15 protein-coding genes are annotated in these 17,705 nt (G+C 71.5%); 5 read left to right on the top strand and 10 right to left on the bottom strand.

Features of this window, described 5'->3' with window-relative positions; all coding sequences use genetic code 11:
• Window positions 1-13: 13 nt before the first annotated feature.
• Both OCS65_RS27790 and OCS65_RS27785 read right to left on the bottom strand, forming a co-directional pair.
• Entirely contained in the window at window positions 14-3,265 is a 3,252-nt protein-coding gene (locus OCS65_RS27790; RefSeq protein ID WP_263508316.1) for an arabinosyltransferase domain-containing protein, read from the bottom strand.
• Between the two features lie 108 nt (window positions 3,266-3,373).
• Window positions 3,374-3,643 (bottom strand): helix-turn-helix domain-containing protein, encoded by a 270-nt coding sequence (locus tag OCS65_RS27785; RefSeq protein ID WP_029547035.1) that lies wholly within the window; start codon window positions 3,641-3,643, stop codon window positions 3,374-3,376.
• Window positions 3,644-3,682: 39 nt separating this feature from the next.
• Here OCS65_RS27785 and map point away from each other — a divergent pair, with 39 nt between their 5' ends.
• The 3 genes from map to OCS65_RS27770 all read left to right on the top strand — a co-directional run bounded on the left by map (window position 3,683) and on the right by OCS65_RS27770 (window position 7,799).
• Window positions 3,683-4,450 (top strand): type I methionyl aminopeptidase, encoded by a 768-nt coding sequence (map, locus tag OCS65_RS27780; RefSeq protein ID WP_006933310.1) that lies wholly within the window; start codon window positions 3,683-3,685, stop codon window positions 4,448-4,450.
• 72 nt (window positions 4,451-4,522) lie between these two features.
• Window positions 4,523-7,297: an FAD-binding and (Fe-S)-binding domain-containing protein gene (locus OCS65_RS27775; RefSeq protein WP_065923191.1), complete on the top strand. Its 2,775-nt coding sequence runs from the start codon at window positions 4,523-4,525 to the stop codon at window positions 7,295-7,297.
• 82 nt (window positions 7,298-7,379) lie between these two features.
• Window positions 7,380-7,799: a DoxX family protein gene (locus OCS65_RS27770; protein WP_006933312.1), complete on the top strand. Its 420-nt coding sequence runs from the start codon at window positions 7,380-7,382 to the stop codon at window positions 7,797-7,799.
• Window positions 7,800-7,859: 60 nt separating this feature from the next.
• On the opposite strand, the gene OCS65_RS27765 is transcribed toward OCS65_RS27770, so the two are convergent.
• The 3 genes from OCS65_RS27765 to OCS65_RS27755 are packed head-to-tail and all read right to left on the bottom strand — an operon-like array spanning window position 7,860 to window position 12,034.
• Window positions 7,860-9,773, bottom strand: a complete 1,914-nt coding sequence (locus OCS65_RS27765; protein ID WP_263510388.1) for a galactan 5-O-arabinofuranosyltransferase — start codon at window positions 9,771-9,773, stop codon at window positions 7,860-7,862.
• A gap of 39 nt (window positions 9,774-9,812) precedes the next feature.
• Entirely contained in the window at window positions 9,813-10,610 is a 798-nt protein-coding gene (locus OCS65_RS27760; RefSeq protein ID WP_043800442.1) for a decaprenylphospho-beta-D-erythro-pentofuranosid-2-ulose 2-reductase, read from the bottom strand.
• Entirely contained in the window at window positions 10,610-12,034 is a 1,425-nt protein-coding gene (locus OCS65_RS27755) for a decaprenylphosphoryl-beta-D-ribose oxidase (RefSeq protein ID WP_006932747.1), read from the bottom strand. The genes OCS65_RS27760 and OCS65_RS27755 overlap by 1 nt, the downstream gene beginning before the upstream one ends.
• Before the next feature lie 206 nt (window positions 12,035-12,240).
• Here OCS65_RS27755 and OCS65_RS27750 point away from each other — a divergent pair, with 206 nt between their 5' ends.
• Window positions 12,241-12,663 (top strand): GtrA family protein, encoded by a 423-nt coding sequence (locus OCS65_RS27750; protein ID WP_006932748.1) that lies wholly within the window; start codon window positions 12,241-12,243, stop codon window positions 12,661-12,663.
• 77 nt (window positions 12,664-12,740) lie between these two features.
• Here the strand turns inward: OCS65_RS27750 and OCS65_RS27745 are convergent, their stop codons facing one another.
• The 3 genes from OCS65_RS27745 to rfbA are packed head-to-tail and all read right to left on the bottom strand — an operon-like array spanning window position 12,741 to window position 14,685.
• Window positions 12,741-13,226, bottom strand: a complete 486-nt coding sequence (locus OCS65_RS27745; protein ID WP_006932750.1) for a GtrA family protein — start codon at window positions 13,224-13,226, stop codon at window positions 12,741-12,743.
• Complete coding sequence (locus OCS65_RS27740; RefSeq protein WP_065923190.1) at window positions 13,223-13,810, bottom strand: dTDP-4-dehydrorhamnose 3,5-epimerase family protein; 588 nt, start codon at window positions 13,808-13,810, stop codon at window positions 13,223-13,225. Before OCS65_RS27740 ends, OCS65_RS27745 begins: the two co-directional genes overlap by 4 nt.
• 2 nt (window positions 13,811-13,812) lie before the next feature.
• Window positions 13,813-14,685 (bottom strand): glucose-1-phosphate thymidylyltransferase RfbA, encoded by an 873-nt coding sequence (gene rfbA / locus OCS65_RS27735; protein WP_006932754.1) that lies wholly within the window; start codon window positions 14,683-14,685, stop codon window positions 13,813-13,815.
• A gap of 64 nt (window positions 14,686-14,749) precedes the next feature.
• Between rfbA and rfbB the strand changes: the two genes are divergently transcribed.
• Entirely contained in the window at window positions 14,750-15,766 is a 1,017-nt protein-coding gene (gene rfbB, locus OCS65_RS27730) for a dTDP-glucose 4,6-dehydratase (RefSeq protein ID WP_006932756.1), read from the top strand.
• Here rfbB and OCS65_RS27725 read toward each other — a convergent pair.
• Both OCS65_RS27725 and OCS65_RS27720 read right to left on the bottom strand, forming a co-directional pair.
• Window positions 15,724-16,692 carry an NAD-dependent epimerase/dehydratase family protein gene (locus tag OCS65_RS27725; RefSeq protein ID WP_029547038.1) on the bottom strand — a complete coding sequence of 323 codons (969 nt, stop codon included), beginning with the start codon at window positions 16,690-16,692 and terminating at the stop codon, window positions 15,724-15,726. The genes rfbB and OCS65_RS27725 overlap by 43 nt on opposite strands.
• A 2-nt stretch (window positions 16,693-16,694) precedes the next feature.
• Complete coding sequence (locus OCS65_RS27720) at window positions 16,695-17,696, bottom strand: glycosyltransferase family 2 protein (RefSeq protein WP_029547039.1); 1,002 nt, start codon at window positions 17,694-17,696, stop codon at window positions 16,695-16,697.
• Between the last annotated feature and the right edge of the window lie 9 nt (window positions 17,697-17,705).

Genomic DNA, 17,705 nt, shown 5'->3' with positions numbered 1-17,705 from the left:
ACCGCGTAGGACCCTATTCACGCATTACGGGCACTCCGTCGCGGATCGGTCCGGGCGACCACCAGCCCCAGCGGACGACGTTCTCGGTGGCAATCTCCGCGGTCGTCGCGCCCGGGTCGATGGGCGTGTACCGCTCCAGCGAGCCCCAGTCGCGGTCCCAGTCGTGGTTCAGATAGGTGGGGATCGTCTCGGCGGTGAGCAGCAGCGGTATCCAGCCGAGCGGCCCGCCGCCGATGTCGTCCTGCCAGCCGTTGGTGGAGTCGGCGCCGACCCGGTCGGGCAGGATCCGGTACTCGGGGACCTCGGCGACGCCGTAGCGGTGATCGAACGGACGCTGGCAGGGGAACGCCAGGCCCACCGACCAGTCGAGCAGGACCGGGGCCGTGGAGCCGACGAGGGTGTTCAACGTCTCGAGGCGCGGCATCCGCGGCGGGGTGACGGCCACCCACTGGTCGGGTGCCAGGTTGCCGTCCGTCACCACCAGCCGGACCGCGTCGGCGTCGGCGGGGATCCGGTCGCTCGGCACCCGCAGGTTGCGCCACGACGGGGACGGCCCGATGTCGACGGGCGCGACGCGCGCCAGCGGTTCGACGTTCGAATCGCCGCCGGTTCGCCCGAACTCGAGCAGCACGTCCGCGCCCGGGGTGAGGACGCCGTCGGGGTCGACGTAGTGCACGCGGCCGGCGGCGGTGACGACCAGCAGCGGCGTGGCGTCGGTGCGTTCGGGCAGCGCGTACCAGCCGGACTCGAGGTCGGCTTCCTGCTGCGCCCCGGTGCGGTAGCTGCCGAGCACGGGGGTGCGGGCGGGGTCCAGGCCGAACGGCAGCGCGACGGTGCTGTCGTTGATGCCGGCGGCGCCGCGGCCGCCGCCGGTGCCGGCGCCCGTGGAGGTGGTGGTGCCGCCCCCGTCGGTGTCGACGGTGTTGGCGCCGCCCGTGGTGGAGATCTCCTCGTCGGCGGTGAGGTCGAGAGCGACGCCGTTCGGGGTGAAGCCGTCGGCGGCGCCGGCGCCGAGCGCCTCGGCGACGTCGCCGTCTAGGGGGGCCAGCGCGGTGGCGCTGGGGTCGGTCTCGACGAGGACGTCGTCGGCGAGGCCGCAGCTGCTGCCGGTGAGGGCGGCCGCGTTCGACCGGGCGATCGAGTACGCCGGGTACTGCGCGACCGCGCCCTTGACGAGCGAGAGCACCTCGAACAGGACGACGCCCGCGGCGACGACGGTCAGCGGCGCCGAGGCGATCGCCCTGACCCGGCCGTTGCGGTCGGGTTTCGGGGTGGCGAACGGTTCGCGCAGGTGGAACCACGCGGCGACGGCCAGCGCGACGAGGGCCAGCGCGAGCAGGGCGGTGGAGAAGGCGCGTCCGGAGATGGACGGCGGCTTGTCCCACCACGGGATCCCGTAGCTGGAGACGTACCACCAGCCGTTGGAGCCGGTGAACGCCAGCGCCAGCACGAACAGCACCCCGGCGGTGAAGAGGGCGCGGTTGCGCGCGGAGCGGATGCCGACGGCGCCGACGCCGACCGCGGCGAGCGCGGCGACGGACCCGGCCAGTCCGGCGTACACGCCGAAGTGGTGGGTCCACTTGGTCGGGGTGAGCATCATCAGCAGCAGCGACGCGAAGACGATGCCGAGGATGCGGCGCGACGGACCGAGGGCGGTGCCGGGGATGCGGCCCTTGCGCAGGATCAGCATCACGCACACCACCAGGCACAGCAGCATGACGAACACGCCGAAGCGGCGGCTGAGGGAGCCGTCGGGGGAGACGGTCAGCAGCGCGTCCCAGCGCAGCCGTTCGTCGAACCAGGGCACGTTGGGTCCGACGGCGGAACGCACCCGGGTCGCCTCGAGCACCGAGGCGAGGGTCTGGTCGGCGAAGACGACGACGAGGACGACGGTGCCCGCGGCGAGGATGGCAGCCACGGGCGGGAGGACCCCGACGAGCCGGCGGCGACCGGCCAGCCGGACGACGACGGGCCGGGCTCCGGCGACGAGCGCGGCGACCGCGATGAGCCCGGTGGGACCCGCGGCGAGGGAGAAGGCGGCGAGCAGCACGGCGATCGCGGCGGACAGCATGCGGCCGGTGGCGACGGCGCGTTCGATCGAGCACCAGGTGAGCAGGGCGCCGAGCGCGATGATGGGCTCGGGCCGCAGGCCGTTGTCGTAGGGCAGCCAGAAGGCGAGGAACACCAGGCCCGCCGTCCACAGCGCGATGCGGTTACGGCGGACGGCGACTCCGAGCCGGGGGATGACCTCGCGGCTGATGACCATCCAGCAGGCGACGGCGGCGAGCAGGGCGGGCAGCCGCATCCACACGCTGGCGGTGGAGACCTTCGCGAGCAGGACGAGCACGTCGTAGTACCAGCCGAACGGGGCCTCGGGGACGCCGAACCATCGGTAGTAGTTGGCCATGTAGCCGGCGCCGTCGGAGGCGCGGGCCATGGTGAGGATGTAGCCGTCGTCGGAGGTGTTGGCGCCGATGACGTGCCACAGCAGCAGCGTGCCGACGACGACCGCGTCCACCGCGGTGAACCGCCACCAGTGGGCGGGCAGGACCCGGCGGGCGCGGCGGTTGTCGACGCCGTCGAGCCGGTGCAGCGCCACGAGTGACAGCAGGGTCGCAAGGAGGCAGGCGACCATCGCGACGAGTTTGACCAGCGTCGGAGTGGAGGTGAACCGCGAGTCGAGGGCGGCGCGGACGGACAGCCGCTCGGCGTTCGGGCCGGAGTTGAGGGCCTCCACCGAGCCCTGCAGATCGGAGTAGACCCCGACCATCTGCGGCCGGTGATCGCCGTCGAGCATGGCGACGTGGTGCCCGTCGTCGTGTTGCTCGAGGCCGACGATCTCGGCGGCGGTGCGGTCGGCGTTGGTGGCGACGGTGACGGCTGTGCACCGGTGCTCGTCGTCGATCGGTGCCGACACGACCACCGAGTTGCGCAGCACCACCTCCACGGTGGCGGAGCCGCCGTCGGTGCCGGCGACGGTCCGGATCACGAGGGCGTTCTCGGTGGCGTCGGGGGCGCCCGGCGGCACGGTGGACACCAGGGTGCCGCCGTCGTCGCCGAGCAGGGGGAAGGCCGAGCACGGCACGCTCGCCCGCAGTTCGAGGGGGGTGTAGGAGACGAGGGGCGCCTCGATGTTGGTCAGGTCGGTGCCCTGCGGCCAGCTGACGGTGGCGGCCTCCTGCCGGACCGGCAGGAACGGCACGGCCAGGGCGAGCACCATGCCGAGCAGTCCGGTGACCGTCGCGACGATCCTGGCCGTGCGCACGCGGGCCTTCGTATCGGCGTAAGCGGGCGTTTCGGGCGAAAGGACATCGACGGGCACAAGGATCGATGCTAGGCGAGGGAGGGTGGTGCCGGGGGTGAGCACCTCCGGTCAGGAGGCGGCCCCGTGCTCGACGGGGTCGCCCGCCGGGTCGCCGGCCAGGTCGTCGAGGGAGAGCCCGAGGACCCGGGCGAGCGCGGTGACGGTGAAGAAGGCGGGCGTGGCGATGCGGCCGGTCTCGATCTTCCGGAGCGTCTCGACGGAGATGCCGGCGTCACCGGCGACCGTTGCCATGCTGGCGGTGCCGCGCGCCGCGCGCAGACGTTCGCCGAGCCGCCGGCCGCGTTCGAGTTGGACCGGGGTCAGCGGTTCGCGCACCATGCCCGTATAGTAATACCGGTATTTCTATTGGGAGGCGACATGGTCGAACTGAAGACGCCCGGCGAGATCGAGGCGATGCGGGCCGCCGGCGCCGTGGTCGCGGACGCGCTCGCGGCCGTGCGGGCCCACGCGGCGATCGGGGTGTCCCTGAAGGAACTCGACGACGTCGCCGCGGCGGTCGTCCGCGACGCCGGCGCGACCTCCCCGTTCCTCGGCTACCACCCCGAGTGGGCTCCGTCGCCGTTCCCCGGAGTCGTGTGCGCGAGCGTCGACGACGGCGTCGTCCACGGCATTCCCGGCGGCTACCGGTTGCGTGACGGCGATCTGGTGAGCATCGACTGCGGGGCCGTGCTCGACGGCTGGTGCGGGGACGCCGCCGTGAGCTTCACCGTCGGCGCCGCCGACCGCGAGGCCCTCGCCCTGATCGCCGCGACGGAGGAGGCCCTCGCGCGCGGCATCGCCGCGGCCGTGCCGGGCAACCGCCTCGGCGACATCGGCGCGGCGATCGGCGGCTACGTCCGCTCCCGCGGCTACGGCATGCTCGCCGACCACGGTGGCCACGGCATCGGCCGCCGCATGCACGAGGACCCGCACGTGCCCAACGAGGGCCGGGCCGGGCGCGGGATGCGGCTGCGGCCCGGGCTGGTGCTGGCCATCGAGCCGATGCTGCACGCCGGGGGCGGCGACGCCTACCGGCACGACCCGGACGGGTGGACGCTGCGCACCGCCGACGGCAGCCGGGCCGCGCACTGCGAGCACACCGTCGCGATCACCGAGGACGGACCGGTCGTCCTCACCCAGCGCTGAGGACGTATCGATCCGCGGGTGCGCCGGTCCGACCCGCGACGAAGCGACCCCGGTAGGCACTAGCATCGGCCTATGGCCAGGGCGACGGCGATCGGCGAGGCCCTGCGTGGCGCGGGCATCTCCGACGTGCTCGACGACACCACCACCCGGGCCCTGTACTCGTCCGACGCCTCCCTCTACCGGGTGCCCCCGCAGGCGGTGGTGCGGCCCCGTGAGATCGACGAGGTCGCCACCGTGCTCGAGGTGTGCCGCCGGCACGGCGTTCCGTTCACCTCGCGCGGCGGCGGAACGTCCGTCGCCGGCAACGCCGTCGGCCCCGGCGTCGTGCTCGACTTCAGCCGTCATCTCGGCCGTGTCCTGCAGATCGACCCCGAGGCCCGCACCGCGACGGTGCAGCCCGGCGTCGTCCAGTCCGAACTGCAGCGCGCGGCCGCCCCGTACGGACTGCGCTTCGGGCCCGACCCGTCCACCCACAACCGCTGCACCGTCGGCGGGATGATCGGCAACAACGCCTGCGGTGCCCGCACCCTCGGCTACGGTCGCACCTCCGACAACGTCCTCGGCCTCGAGGTGCTCACCGGCGCGGGCCGGCACCTGTCGCTGCCCGACGACGCCCCCGTCCTGGAATCGCTGCGCCGCCTCGTGCTCGACCACCTCGCCACCATCCGCACCGAGTTCGGCCGGTTCGGCCGGCAGGCGTCCGGCTACGCCCTCGAACACCTGTTGCCGGAGAACGGGTTCGACGTCCTGCGCTTCCTCGTCGGCAGCGAGGGCACGCTCGGCGTCGTCACCGAGGCGACGGTGCGGCTCGTCGCCGATCCCGCGGTGCGCGTCCTGGTGGCCCTCGGCTACCCCGACATCGCGACGGCCGGCGACGCCGCCCACGCGCTGCTCGGCTTCACCCCGACCGCGTGCGAGGGACTCGACTCGCGGATCGTGGACGTGGTGCGTGCGCGGCGCGGCCCGGCGGCGGTGCCGCCGCTGCCGCGCGGGGCGGCGTGGCTGTTCGTCGAACTGTCCGGCGACGACGCCGGCGAGGTGCTCGCCCGGGCGTCGTCTCTCGAACACGCCGTCTCGGCGGTGGATTCGCTGATCGTGACCGATCCGGGGAAGGCCGCGCAACTGTGGCGGATCCGGGAGGACGGGGCCGGGCTGTCCGGGCGCAGCCCCGCCGGGTTGCCCGCCCACTCCGGCTGGGAGGATGCCGCCGTCCCGCCGGAGCGGGTGGGGGAGTACCTGCGCGAGTTCGAGTCGCTGCTGACCCGCTACGGCGTCACCGGCTATCCGTACGGGCACTTCGCCGACGGCTGCATCCACATCCGCCTCGACGTGCCGCTCGAGATACCCGGGATATTCCGCGAATTCCTCTTCGCGGCAGGTGAACTCGTGGCCTCGTTCGGGGGCTCGATGTCCGGCGAACACGGCGACGGCCGGGCGCGCAGCGAACTGCTGCCCCTGATGTACTCGCCGACCGCGCTGCGGCTGTTCGGGGCGGTCAAGGCGGTGTTCGACCCCGAGGGCCTGCTCAATCCCGGCGTGCTCGTCGATCCCGTCCCCTCGGATCGGGACCTCAGAGTCCCGGCCGCGCAACGGGTCCAGGACGGCCTGGCGTTCCGGTATACCGGCGACGGCGGCGACTTCACGCAGGCCGTGCACCGCTGCACCGGCGTCGGCAAGTGCCGCGCCGACACCGCCGGCCTCGGTGGGGTGATGTGCCCGTCGTACCTGGCGACGCGGGAGGAGAAGGATTCCACCCGCGGCCGGGCCCGGGTCCTGCAGGAGATGCTCAACGGCACCCTCGTCACCGGATCCTGGCGCTCACCGGAGGTGCACGAGGCGCTCGAACTGTGCCTGGCGTGCAAGGGCTGCGCCTCCGACTGCCCGACCGGTGTGGACATGGCCACCTTCAAATCCGAAGTGCTGCACCAGAGTTACCAGGGCCGCGTGCGTCCCGTCACGCACTACACCCTCGGGCGGCTGCCGCGCTGGGCGGCGCTGGCGAGCCGGGCGCCGCGCGCGGTGAACGCGCTGGGCAAGGTGCCGGGGGTGGCGGCCGCCGGGCTGACCCTCGCCGGAGTGGACCGGCGCCGCCGCGTGCCCGAGTTCGCGCCGCGCACGTTCCGCCGCTGGTTCGCAGACACGGCCGCCGAGCGTCGCACGGACGGCGAGCCCGTCCTGCTGTTCGTCGACACCTTCACCGAGTACTTCACCCCGGAGGTGGCGATCGCCGCGGTGCGGGTGCTCGAGGCCGCAGGCCGACGGGTGTGCGTGACCGACCGGCAACAGTGCTGCGGCCTGACGTGGATCACCACCGGTCAGCTGGATGCCGCCCGGAAGATCTTGGGCCGCACCCTCTCCGCCCTGTTCCCGGCCGGCATGCCGATCGTGGGGCTCGAACCGTCGTGCACCGCGGTCCTGCGCTCCGACGCCGTCGAGCTGCTCGGGTTCGAGCCGGCGCGCGTCGTCGCCGAGTCGACGGTGACGCTGGCCGAGCTGCTCGGCGACTGGGAGCCGCCGTCGCTGTCCGGGACGACGGTGGTGGCCCAGCCGCACTGCCACCACCACGCCGTGATGGGGTGGGGCGCCGACGCCGCGCTGCTGCGCCGGGCCGGCGCGACGGTCACCCGGCTCGGCGGATGCTGCGGTCTCGCCGGCAACTTCGGCGTGGTGCCCGGGCACTACGACGTCTCCGTCGCCGTCGCCGGGCACCAGCTGCTGCCCGCGATCGCCGCCGCGGGCACGGACGACGTCGTGCTCGCCGACGGCTACTCCTGCCGCACCCAGATCGCCGACCTCACCGACCGGCGAGGGGTACACCTCGCGCAGCTGCTCGCGTCCAGGCTGTGAGCCGACGATCCACGGCGATGAGTTTTTCCGGGCCGGCCGGTCAGTCCGTAGCGAGACCACCCCGCGACCCCAGGAGCCCGTCATGATCTCGACCACCACCCGCCCCACCGAGCGCACGACCGACCGGAAGTTCCGCATCGCCGGCCTCGTGCTCACCGGCCTCGTCGTGCTGTTCCTGCTGTTCGACGTCACGATCCACATCCTCAACGTCGACCAGGCCCGGGAGGCGATGATCGATCTGGGCTTCGACCCGGACCTCAACTACGTCATCGGCGTCGTCCTGCTCGTGTGCCTGGCGCTGTACCTGGTCCCGGCCACGTCGATCCTCGGGGCGGTGCTGCTGACCGGTTACCTCGGCGGCGCCGTGGCGACGAACATGTTGAACGAGATGCCGCTCTTCAGCACCATCCTCTTCCCGGTGTACGTCGGTGTCCTCGTGTGGGCCGGGCTGTACCTGCGCGATCCGGTGGTGCGGTCGGTGATGCCGCTGCGCCGCGCCTGAGCCCCCTCGCAACCGTTGCCGGTCGTCCGCGAACACCGTCGGGTTCGCGGACGACTGCGGCTATCCGGTGCGGGTGACGACGACGAACGGCCCGATCTCCGAGATCGTGAAGCGCGGATCGTCGAACAGCGACTTCGGGTACGTCACCGTGTAGCGGCGCACATTGGGGTCGTTGGGGTACACGTCCTCGGCGAGCCGGAGCGTGTAACCCTCGGCGCCCTGCCGGAATACGATCGCGTCGGGGCCCCGCCACGGCGACTCGTCCCACGCCGCGAGCAGCTCGTCGGCCGTCTCGAGCGACGCCCAGTCCTCGATCGCGGCGGCGCGAGCCTCGAAGTCCGCCAATGGATTCGCGTAGTGCGACGTCAGCGCCTGGAATCCGAGGTAGGGGTGGTAGGCGAGGAAGGTGGTGTCGGCGGTGAGGACGACGATCTCGTCGCGGGGCCGGTCCAGCGCCGCGGTGATCGCCTCGTCCAGCTCGGCGTAGTAGGCGCCGGCGCCGGGCGGACGTTGGTCGGCGCGTTCACCGTCGCCGTCGGTGTCGGTGTAGGCGACGGTGATCTCGCTCGCGAGGACCTGCGGGATGTTCTGGGTGAACGCGACCGCGCCCAGCGCGCCGACCGCGATCAGGGACCACCGCACCCGCTGGTTCTCGCTGGTGGCCAGCACGATCCACCGGGTGAAGTCGACGAATGCGAACGTGCCGGCGGCCGCGAGCAGCACGAGCAGGATCACCTCGAGGCGGAAGGCGAGCAGGGTGTTGCCCAGCGCGGTCAGCGCCATCGACGCCAGGTACCACAGGTACACGGATACGACGCCGAGTCCGAGGGCCTGCGCGCGCCGCGACGACGTGGCCCGCCCGACCAGCCACACCGTGCCGAGCAGGCACAGCAGCCCGATCAGCGAACCGTGGAACATCGGCAGCGGCAGCCGGGCCCCGGTCTCGGGCAGATAGTGCGTCGCGGTGCCGGATCCGGCGGTGGACCCGCCCCGCAGCACCTCGAGCACGAACGGCGCCCACACGAGCAGCGCGACGAGTGCCGCGATCGCACCGATCACCACGAACCGCACGAGCACCGGGACCGCGGCGCGCCACGTGCCGGCCGCGCGTCGTGCCAGCACCGCCGCGACGACGGCCATCACGGTGACGGCGAACGCGGCGATGCCCAGGTAGAGCGTGTAGAACGTGGCCGCCAGCCCGAGGAACAGCCCGGTCCCGACGGCGGCTCCGCCGCCCGGTGCGCCCTTTGGGCTGCTCCAGCCGCCCGAAGGACGCACCGGGCGCGACAGTGCCCCCCACGCCATGACGAGGGCGGGCGCGAGCAGCAGCGCGATGACGGCGCCGTACGGCTCGGGGGAGCCGTAGGCGAGGACGACGGCGGTGGTCGCGGTGGTGACCAGCACGGCCAGATCGACCCGCACCAGCGCGGTCCACAACACGAGCGCGCCGACGGCGGCGACGGCCAGCGACACGATCGACCACGGCTTGAACGCCTCCCAGCCGTCCATGCCGAGCAGGTTCGCGAAGCGGCCGCCCACCCAGAACCAGCCGGCGGGATAGAACGGCGGCAGGTCCGCGTACGTCATGTCCCGCAGGGCCGGGGAGTCGGTGAGCCGTGTCAGGTACTCGGTGCGGAACTCCTGGTCGACGGAGATGCCGTGCAGATAGAGCTTCGTCGCGGCCAGCGGCATCCCGAGGGTGACGGTGACCAGGCCCGACAGGCCGGCCCACGACAGCACCCGCGCGAACGGCGTGCACCGTCGCCGCCGGTGCAGCACGACGGAGACGGCGAGCACGGCGAGCGCCCCCACCTGCAGCACCGTCGTGACGGCCTGCGTGACGTTCGACGAGTTGAAGGCGGGCCACTGCACGCGCGCGAACGCGAACAGGCCGACGGCGGCGACGATCGCGGCGACGAGAACCGCAGCGGCCCCCTCGCCGGCGGTGCGGAGCGCACGCCGGAAGGGGGCCACGTCGGAGGAGAGTACGGCTGGGTCGGACACCCCCGCAGCCTAGATCGGCAGCTTTCGGAAGATCGCGCGCGGGACGTGCCGCAGCACCATCATCACGTAGCGGAAGGCGCCCGGAGCCCACACGAGTTCCTTGCCCTTCTCGGACGCGGAGACGGCGAGCTTGGCGACGTCCTCCTTGTTCACCGTCAGCGGGGCTTCCTTCACCCCGGCGGACATGCGGGTGCGGACCTGCCCCGGCCGGATCACCAGGACACGGGGGCCGTACTCACGCAGCGCCTCGCCGAGCCCGAGGTAGAAGCCGTCGAGACCGGCCTTGGTGGAGCCGTACACGAAGTTGGAGCGGCGCACCCGCTCACCCGCGGCGGAGGACATGGCGATGATGCGGCCGTAGCCCTGCGCCTTCATCTTCTCGCCGACGAGCACGCCGACGGATACGGCCGCGGTGTAGTTGATCTCGGCGATCTGCACGGCCTTGGCCTGGTTCTGCCACAGCTCCTCGGCATCGCCGAGCAGTCCGAACGCGACGATCGCGACGTCGACGTCGCCGGCAGGAGCGGAGCCTGCGGAGCGACCGTTTCCGGCGAGGTCCCAGGCTCGGTCGATCACCTTCGGGTGGCTGCCGGTGTCGAGGGCGTCGAAGTCGATCACGTCGACCTTGGTGGCCCCGGCGGCCTTCACCTGCGCGACGGCGTCGTCGCGCAGCGGGTCGTTCGGCAGAGCCGCGAGGATCACGCGGGCCGGCGCCCTGCGCAGGTACTCCTCGACGATGGCGAGGCCGATCTCGGACGTGCCACCGAGGAGCAGCAGGGTCTGGGGGTTGCCGACGGCGTTGATCATCAGTGGAGTTCCAACCTTCTGGACATATCGGAGGCGAACACGTTGGTGGGATCGACCGAGCGGCGGATCTTGATCCATTCGCCGATGCGCGGGTACATCGCGTGGAACGTCTCGGCGGAGGTGCGCGAATCCTTGGCGGTGTAGAGGCGGCCGCCGAATTCGAGGACGCGGCGGTCGAGTTCGCGGACGAACTCGTTCAGGCCCGCCTTGATGGGGAAGTCGACGCAGATGTTCCACCCCGGGATCGGGAAGCTCAGCGGCGCCTTGTTGCCCGGGCCGAACAGCTTGAAGACGTTGAGGAACGAGTAGTGCCCCGACTTCTGGATGTCGACGATGATCCTCTTGAACTCCTCGACGGCCTCCGTGGGCACCACGAACTGGTACTGCAGGAAGCCGTTCGAACCGTAGGCGCGGTTCCACTCACCGAACATGTCGAGCGGGTGGTAGAACTGCGTCAGATTCTGGACCTTGCCGCGGTAGGTGCCGGACTTGCGGTACCACAGCTCGCCGACGGCGCTGAAGGTGTACTTGTTGGCCAGGCCGTTCGGGAAGATGTCCGGGAACGTCAGCAGCGTCGGCGCGTCGAACTTCAGCGGGTTCTTCTGCAGCTTCTTCGGCAGCTGGTCGAGCTTCGCGAGCGAACCGCGGGAGACCGCCGCGCGGCCGAGCTTCGGCGGCGGTGCGACCGCGTCGAACCAGGCGCTCGAGTAGTCGTAGTTCGCCTCGCTGCCGTCGCTGTGCAGCGCGATCGTCTCGTCGAGGGTGCTGGTGACGTCGCCGTCGGCGATGAAGTACGCCGTCTCGGTGGGCGTCATCTCGATCGTGGCGCGCAGGATGATGCCGGTCAGGCCCATGCCGCCGACCGTCGCCCAGAACAGCTTGGAGTTGCGGCCGTTCGGGGTGAGGGTGCGCACCTGGCCGTCGGCCGTGAGCAGGTCCATCGACCGGACGTGGTTGCCGAAGCTGCCGGCGCTGTGGTGGTTCTTGCCGTGGATGTCCGCGCCGATGGCGCCGCCCACGGTCACCTGCCGGGTGCCCGGCAGCACCGGCACCCACAGGCCGAACGGCAGCGCCGCGCGCATCAACTGGTCCAGGTTGGCGCCCGCGTCGACGGTGACCAGACGCGATTCGCGGTCGATCGTGTGGATCCGGTCCAGCGCCGTCATGTCGACGACGAGCCCGCCCGCGTTCTGCGCCGGGTCACCGTACGAGCGGCCGAGGCCGCGGGCGATGACACCGCGGCGCAGATGCGACGGCTTGGACTCGTTCTGCTCCGCGACCCGGGCGACCGCCTGCGCGATCACCTCGACGTCGGGAGTGGACAGCACCTCCGCGGTGGTCGGGGCGGTGCGCCCCCAGCCGGTCAGAGTGCGGGTCTGGGTGGGGAGCGGCGCGGCGGCCGGCTCTGCAGCTGTCGTGGACATCGCCGTACAGGTTACCCGCCGGTCGCAGCAGCGAGAGTGTGTCGGTGGCGACGTCCCCGCCCCGGCGTCCGGATTGCCGGAACCGTCCCGGTGCGTTCCGTCGCGGAGCGGGAGCGCTCGCGCCGCTCGCATAGGCTGTCGCCGTGTCCGAGCACCCGCAGCACCCGCACTGGCAGACGCAACCGGAGCACCACGCCCCCCTGCCGGTGGAGATCCCCCTCACCGACAGCACCGCCGACGAGGCGCTCGACCTGAAGACGCAGATCGTGCGGTTCGTCCTCACCGGCGGGCTGTCCGCGATCGTGGACTTCGGTCTCTACGTGCTGCTGCTGGCCGTGGGGCTGCACGTCAACGTCGCGAAGTCGCTGTCGTTCGTCGCCGGCACCACCACCGCGTACCTGATCAACCGGCGCTGGACCTTCAGGGCGGAACCGAGCCGGGCCCGGTTCGTCGCGGTGGTGATCCTGTACGCCGTCACCTACGCCGTGCAGGTCGGCATCAACTACGTGCTGTACGACGCGCTGCCCGCCGAGTGGTGGCGCGTGCCGCTCGCATTCGTCGTCGCGCAGGGCACGGCCACCGTGATCAACTTCGTGGTGCAGCGCGCCGTGATCTTCCGCCTGCGCTGATCGGTCGGCCGTGGGGGGCGAGCGAATGTATCGCTCACCTCCGTGGTCCGACGAAATGGTCCATTCGCTCGGGTCGCTCAGTCGTGCTTGGCGCGGCGGAAGGAGAAGTCCCGGTAGCCGAAGAAGCTCGCCGTCGCGGTCACGAAGGTGATCACGATCTGCGCGGGGATCGGGGGGAATCCGAGGACGGACACCGCCAGCGTCATGAGCGCGAGGTTCAGCAGGAACGCGCTCAGGTTGACGGTCACGAACCGCCACAGGTCACGCAGGAAGTGACCGCGCACGCGGAACACGAGGTAGCGGTAGGTGGAGAAGGCGCACAGCACATTGGAGGCGTAGCCCGCCACGATCGCGACGTGGTAGCCGAGGGTGTCGCCGACGGCGAGCTGCCACACGATGAACCAAGCGGTGCCCAGCGCGGTGTTGAAGGCCCCCACCAGCAGGAACGCCACGGCCTGGTTCTTGAACAGGCGCATGAGCGGGCCCGGCGCCCCCGACATCCCGCCGGGTGCGCCGGCGGGTTCGGTGACGGGATCGGGGGAGGGCACCGGCTGCGCGCTCACCCGAGGTACCGCGGCAGCGACCCGGCCGCGACGGCGTCGGCCAGCGAGGGGGCCGCCCGGTCCTTGTCGGAGAGCTGGTAGTGCAGCAGTTGCCCGTCGCGGCCGGTGGTGGGCCAGTCGATGCCGATCTGCGGGTCGAGGGGGTCGATCTCGTGTTCGCGGTCGGGGTTGTAGCCGGTCGAGCACAGGTAGACGACGGTCGAGCCGTCGGCCAGGGAACAGAAGGCGTGGCCGAGGCCCTCGGGGAGGAAGATCGCGCGGCGGTCGACGTCGTCGAGCAGCACCGCGTCCCACTGCCCGAAGGTGGGGGAGCCGACGCGCAGGTCGACGACGACGTCGAGCACCGCGCCGGCCGGGCAGGTGACGTACTTGGCCTGCCCGGGTGGGACGTCGGCGTAGTGGATGCCGCGCAGCACCCCGGCGGCGGAGACCGAGCAGTTGGCCTGGGCGAGGTCGAGGGCGCGTCCGGCGGCGTCGGTGAAGGTGGGCTGTTTGAACCACTCGTAGAAGACGCCGCGGTCGTCGCCGAACTGTCGGGGGGTGATCTCGTAGGCGCCGGGGATCTTCAGTTCGCGGTAGTGCACCGTCAGTGTCCTTCCCGGTCGAGCAGGTCGAGCAGGTAGCTGCCGTAGCCGGATTTGACCAGCGGCGCGGCCAGGGCGCGCAGGTCGTCGTCGGTGATGAAGCCGCGCCGCCACGCGACCTCCTCGGGGGCGCCGATCTTCAGGCCCTGGCGTTGTTCGATGGTACGGACGTAGTTGCCGGCGTCGAGCAGCGAGTCGAAGGTGCCGGTGTCGAGCCAGGCGGTGCCGCGCGGCAGGACCTCGACCTGGAGCCGGCCGGCCTCGAGGTAGGTGCGGTTGATGTCGGTGATCTCGTATTCGCCGCGGTCCGACGGGCGCAGGCCGCGGGCGATGGCGACGACGTCGTTGTCGTAGAAGTACAACCCGGGCACCGCGAAGTTCGACTTCGGGGTGGCCGGCTTCTCCTCGAGCGAGAGCGCCCGGCCCTCGGAGTCGAACTCGATCACCCCGTAGGCCCTGGGATCGGAGACGCGGTAGGCGAACACCGCGCCGCCGTCGAGGTCGGCGAACCGGGTGAGCTGGGTGCCCAGGCGGGGGCCGTAGAAGATGTTGTCGCCGAGGACGAGGGCGACGCTGCCGGTGCCGATGTGCTCGGCGCCGAGCACGAACGCCTGGGCGAGCCCGTTCGGCTCCGGCTGGACCCGGTAGGTCAGGTTCACCCCGTAGCGCGACCCGTCGCCGAGCAGGCGCTGGAACTGTGGAGCATCCTCGGGCGTGGTGATGATCAGGATGTCGCGGATCCCGGCGAGCATGAGGGTCGAGAGCGGGTAGTAGATCATCGGCTTGTCGTAGACCGGTACGAGCTGCTTGCTCACTCCCAGGGTGATCGGGTGCAGGCGGGACCCGGTGCCGCCGGCGAGAATGATTCCGCGCATGACGGGCAGTCTCCCATCCGGGGTGGACGCGGACCAGCGAACGCACCGCCGGTAGGGTTGCCGCATGCGGCTGCTCGTCACCGGCGGTGCCGGTTTCATCGGTGCGAACTTCGTGCATCGGACCGTCGCCGACCGCCCCGAGGCGCGGGTGACCGTGCTCGACAAGCTCACCTACGCTGGCAACCTCGCCTCCCTCGACCCGGTCGCCGAGAAGATCCGCTTCGTCCGCGGCGACGTCGCCGACGCGGACCTGGTGGACGCGCTGGTGGCCGAGTCGGATCTGGTGGTGCACTTCGCCGCCGAGTCGCACAACGACAACTCCCTGGCCGATCCGTCGCCGTTCGTGCAGACCAACCTGATCGGCACGTTCACTCTGCTCGAGGCGGTGCGCCGGCATTCGGTGCGGTATCACCACATCTCCACCGACGAGGTGTACGGCGATCTCGAGCTCGACGATCCGGCCCGGTTCACCGAGGCCACCGCCTACAACCCGTCGAGCCCGTACTCGTCGACCAAGGCCGGCTCGGACCTGCTGGTGCGCGCGTGGGTGCGCTCGTTCGGGGTGGCCGCGACGATCTCGAACTGCTCGAACAACTACGGCCCCTATCAGCACGTGGAGAAGTTCATCCCGCGGCAGATCACCAACGTCCTCGACGGGATCCGGCCCAAGCTGTACGGCACCGGGGCGAACGTGCGGGACTGGATCCACGTCGACGACCACAACCGGGCGGTGTGGACGATCATCGACAAGGGCGAGATCGGCCAGACCTATCTGATCGGCGCGGACGGCGAGACGAACAACCGCACCGTCGTCGAGACCATCCTCGAGCTGTGCGGTAAGGATCGGGGCGACTTCGACTTCGTCACCGACCGCCCCGGCCACGACCTGCGCTACGCCATCGACGCCACCCGCCTGCGCACCGAGCTCGGCTGGGCCCCCCGCTACCGGGACTTCCGCGAGGGCCTGGCCGCGACCATCGACTGGTACCGCACCCACGAGCACTGGTGGCGACCGCAGAAGGACGCCACCGAGCAGGCCTACGCCCGTTCCGGGGAGCGGACACTCGGCCGAGCCGAATGACCCATCGTGCGCCGGGTCGCTTCCAGCGTGGCGGCGATGCCGGCCGGGAGGGGCCGATGGCTGCGGCGGTCCAGCTCGGTCCACACGAGCGACCGTAACCGCAGGTCCCGCCCTTGCACCGACGCGAGCGGTGAGGACGCGAGCACGACGTTGGGGCGGCGGCGGAAGACGGTCCGGCACGCGCCGAGGATCGCGCCGATCGTCACCGACCGGCCGGACGCGAAGATCTTGGTGCTCACCCCGCCCGATTCGGCTTCCGCCCGCGCCAGGGCGTCGGCAACCATCTCCGCCGCGTCGGAGATGTAGAGGTAGTCCCGCAGGGTGTCCATCGAGACGTAGATCGAGACCGGTGCCCCGGTGAGATAGCCGCGGCACAGGTGGGAGATGAGACCCTGCGGCTTGGCGAGATTCTGCCCCGGCCCGTAGAGGTTCGCGAAGCGGCCGATCACCGCGGTGGCGCCCGTCGCCCCGGCGAAGTCGGTGACGACGGCCTCGGCGGCCAGCTTGGCGTGTCCGTAGAGACCGAGCGGGGCCGTGGGGCTGTGCTCGGAGTGGGGTGCGCCCGGCGCGGCCGCGTACACACCGCCTGCCGACGAGGCGTGGAACACCGTCCCGTGCTCGGCGCTGCCGCCGGCTGCGTGCGCCAGTCCGTCGAGCACGTCGCGCAGCAGAGCGTTCTCGGCCGCGAATGCTTCCGCCGTCGTGCCGTTCACCCCGGCGCCGGCACACCACGCGACCCGCCACGGCCCACCACCGGTGGCGCGGACGAACCGGTCCGCGTCGGCCAGCAGCACGTCGCGGGCCTGCTCCGGCTCCTCCCAGGGCACCACGCTCGTCGCCACCGGGACGTCGCGGCGGTGCAGCTCCCGGGTCACCCACGAGCCGAGCAGTCCGCCACTTCCGACGACCCACGTCGGCGCCGGCACGGCTACCCGCTCCGGAACGATTCGAGGTCGGGATACCGCTGTGTGCGGGCCAGCGGACCGGAGCCGGGATCGCTGACGATCAGGTACGGCGGTTTGCCCATCGCCGTCTTCACCGCCACCCCCACGTACTCGGCGATGACTCCGAGGGAGAACAGGACGGCGCCGAATCCCAGCAGCAGAATGACCGTCGTCGAGGCCCAGCCCTGCACCGGGAAACGGTTGCCGAGGAACAAGTAGGACACCAGCACCCACACCGCCCACAGGATCCCGCCCACGGCCAGGACCACGCCCAGCAGGCTCACCATCCGCAGGCCCTTGGTTCCGCTCGACAGCACCATCCGCCAGAAATGCGACAGCAGAGTGCGCAGCCGGTAGCCGGACGCACGTCCCTGCTCCTCCCGCAGGGCGACCGGGCTCGTGCTCACCTTGCCTGCGATCCACCCCAGCGCGACGTCGAGGTAGACCTCGGAACCCGCGTAGGCGGCGAGGGAACGTCCCACCTCGCCCAGCACCAGACGGAAACTCTGGTAATCGGGGCTGTCGGGCACGGACAGCACCCGGGCCAGGAACCACTTGGATCCCTTGGAGGCCACGTTGCGCAGCAGGCCGTGCGGTGCCGCGTTCGTCGGTTTGGCGTATACGACGGTCGCGCCCTCGTCGAGCGCGGTGTCGAGCAGCCCGCCGATGGCGGCGGGATCGTGCTGACCGTCCTCGTCGAGGGTGACGATCCACTCGCCGCCACTCGACGCCATGCCCGCGAGCGTCGCCGGATGCTGGCCGAAGTTCCGGCTGAGCCACACCCCGGCGACGAAGGGGTACTTCGCGGCCAGCTCCCGGATGACGCGGGCCGAGTCGTCGGGGCCGTTGTCGTGGACGAGCAGGACCTCCTCGACCACCATGGGACGGCCACCGGGGGTCAGTGTCACCTCGGTCCACGGAACGATCTGCTCGAGCAGGTCACCCAGGGTGTGTTCGCCCTGATAGACCGGCACGACGACCGACACGCGGTGCGG

It is taken from the genome of Rhodococcus aetherivorans, from assembly GCF_025722975.1.
Lineage (GTDB): Bacteria > Actinomycetota > Actinomycetes > Mycobacteriales > Mycobacteriaceae > Rhodococcus > Rhodococcus aetherivorans.
Note: the sequence above shows the minus strand (reverse complement) of the source record. Positions and strands in the feature narration are given on the sequence as shown.

Excerpts from the sequence above, each read along its gene's own strand:
- OCS65_RS27760 (WP_043800442.1), bottom strand. The coding sequence starts at position 10,610 with ATGATCAACGCCGTCGGCAACCCCCAGACCCTGCTGCTCCTCGGTGGC.
- OCS65_RS27775 (WP_065923191.1), top strand. The coding sequence starts at position 4,523 with ATGGCCAGGGCGACGGCGATCGGCGAGGCCCTGCGTGGCGCGGGCATC.
- OCS65_RS27755 (WP_006932747.1), bottom strand. The coding sequence starts at position 12,034 with ATGTCCACGACAGCTGCAGAGCCGGCCGCCGCGCCGCTCCCCACCCAG.
- OCS65_RS27785 (WP_029547035.1), bottom strand. The coding sequence starts at position 3,643 with ATGGTGCGCGAACCGCTGACCCCGGTCCAACTCGAACGCGGCCGGCGG.
- rfbB (WP_006932756.1), top strand. The coding sequence starts at position 14,750 with ATGCGGCTGCTCGTCACCGGCGGTGCCGGTTTCATCGGTGCGAACTTC.
- map (WP_006933310.1), top strand. The coding sequence starts at position 3,683 with ATGGTCGAACTGAAGACGCCCGGCGAGATCGAGGCGATGCGGGCCGCC.
- OCS65_RS27770 (WP_006933312.1), top strand. The coding sequence starts at position 7,380 with ATGATCTCGACCACCACCCGCCCCACCGAGCGCACGACCGACCGGAAG.
- rfbA (WP_006932754.1), bottom strand. The coding sequence starts at position 14,685 with ATGCGCGGAATCATTCTCGCCGGCGGCACCGGGTCCCGCCTGCACCCG.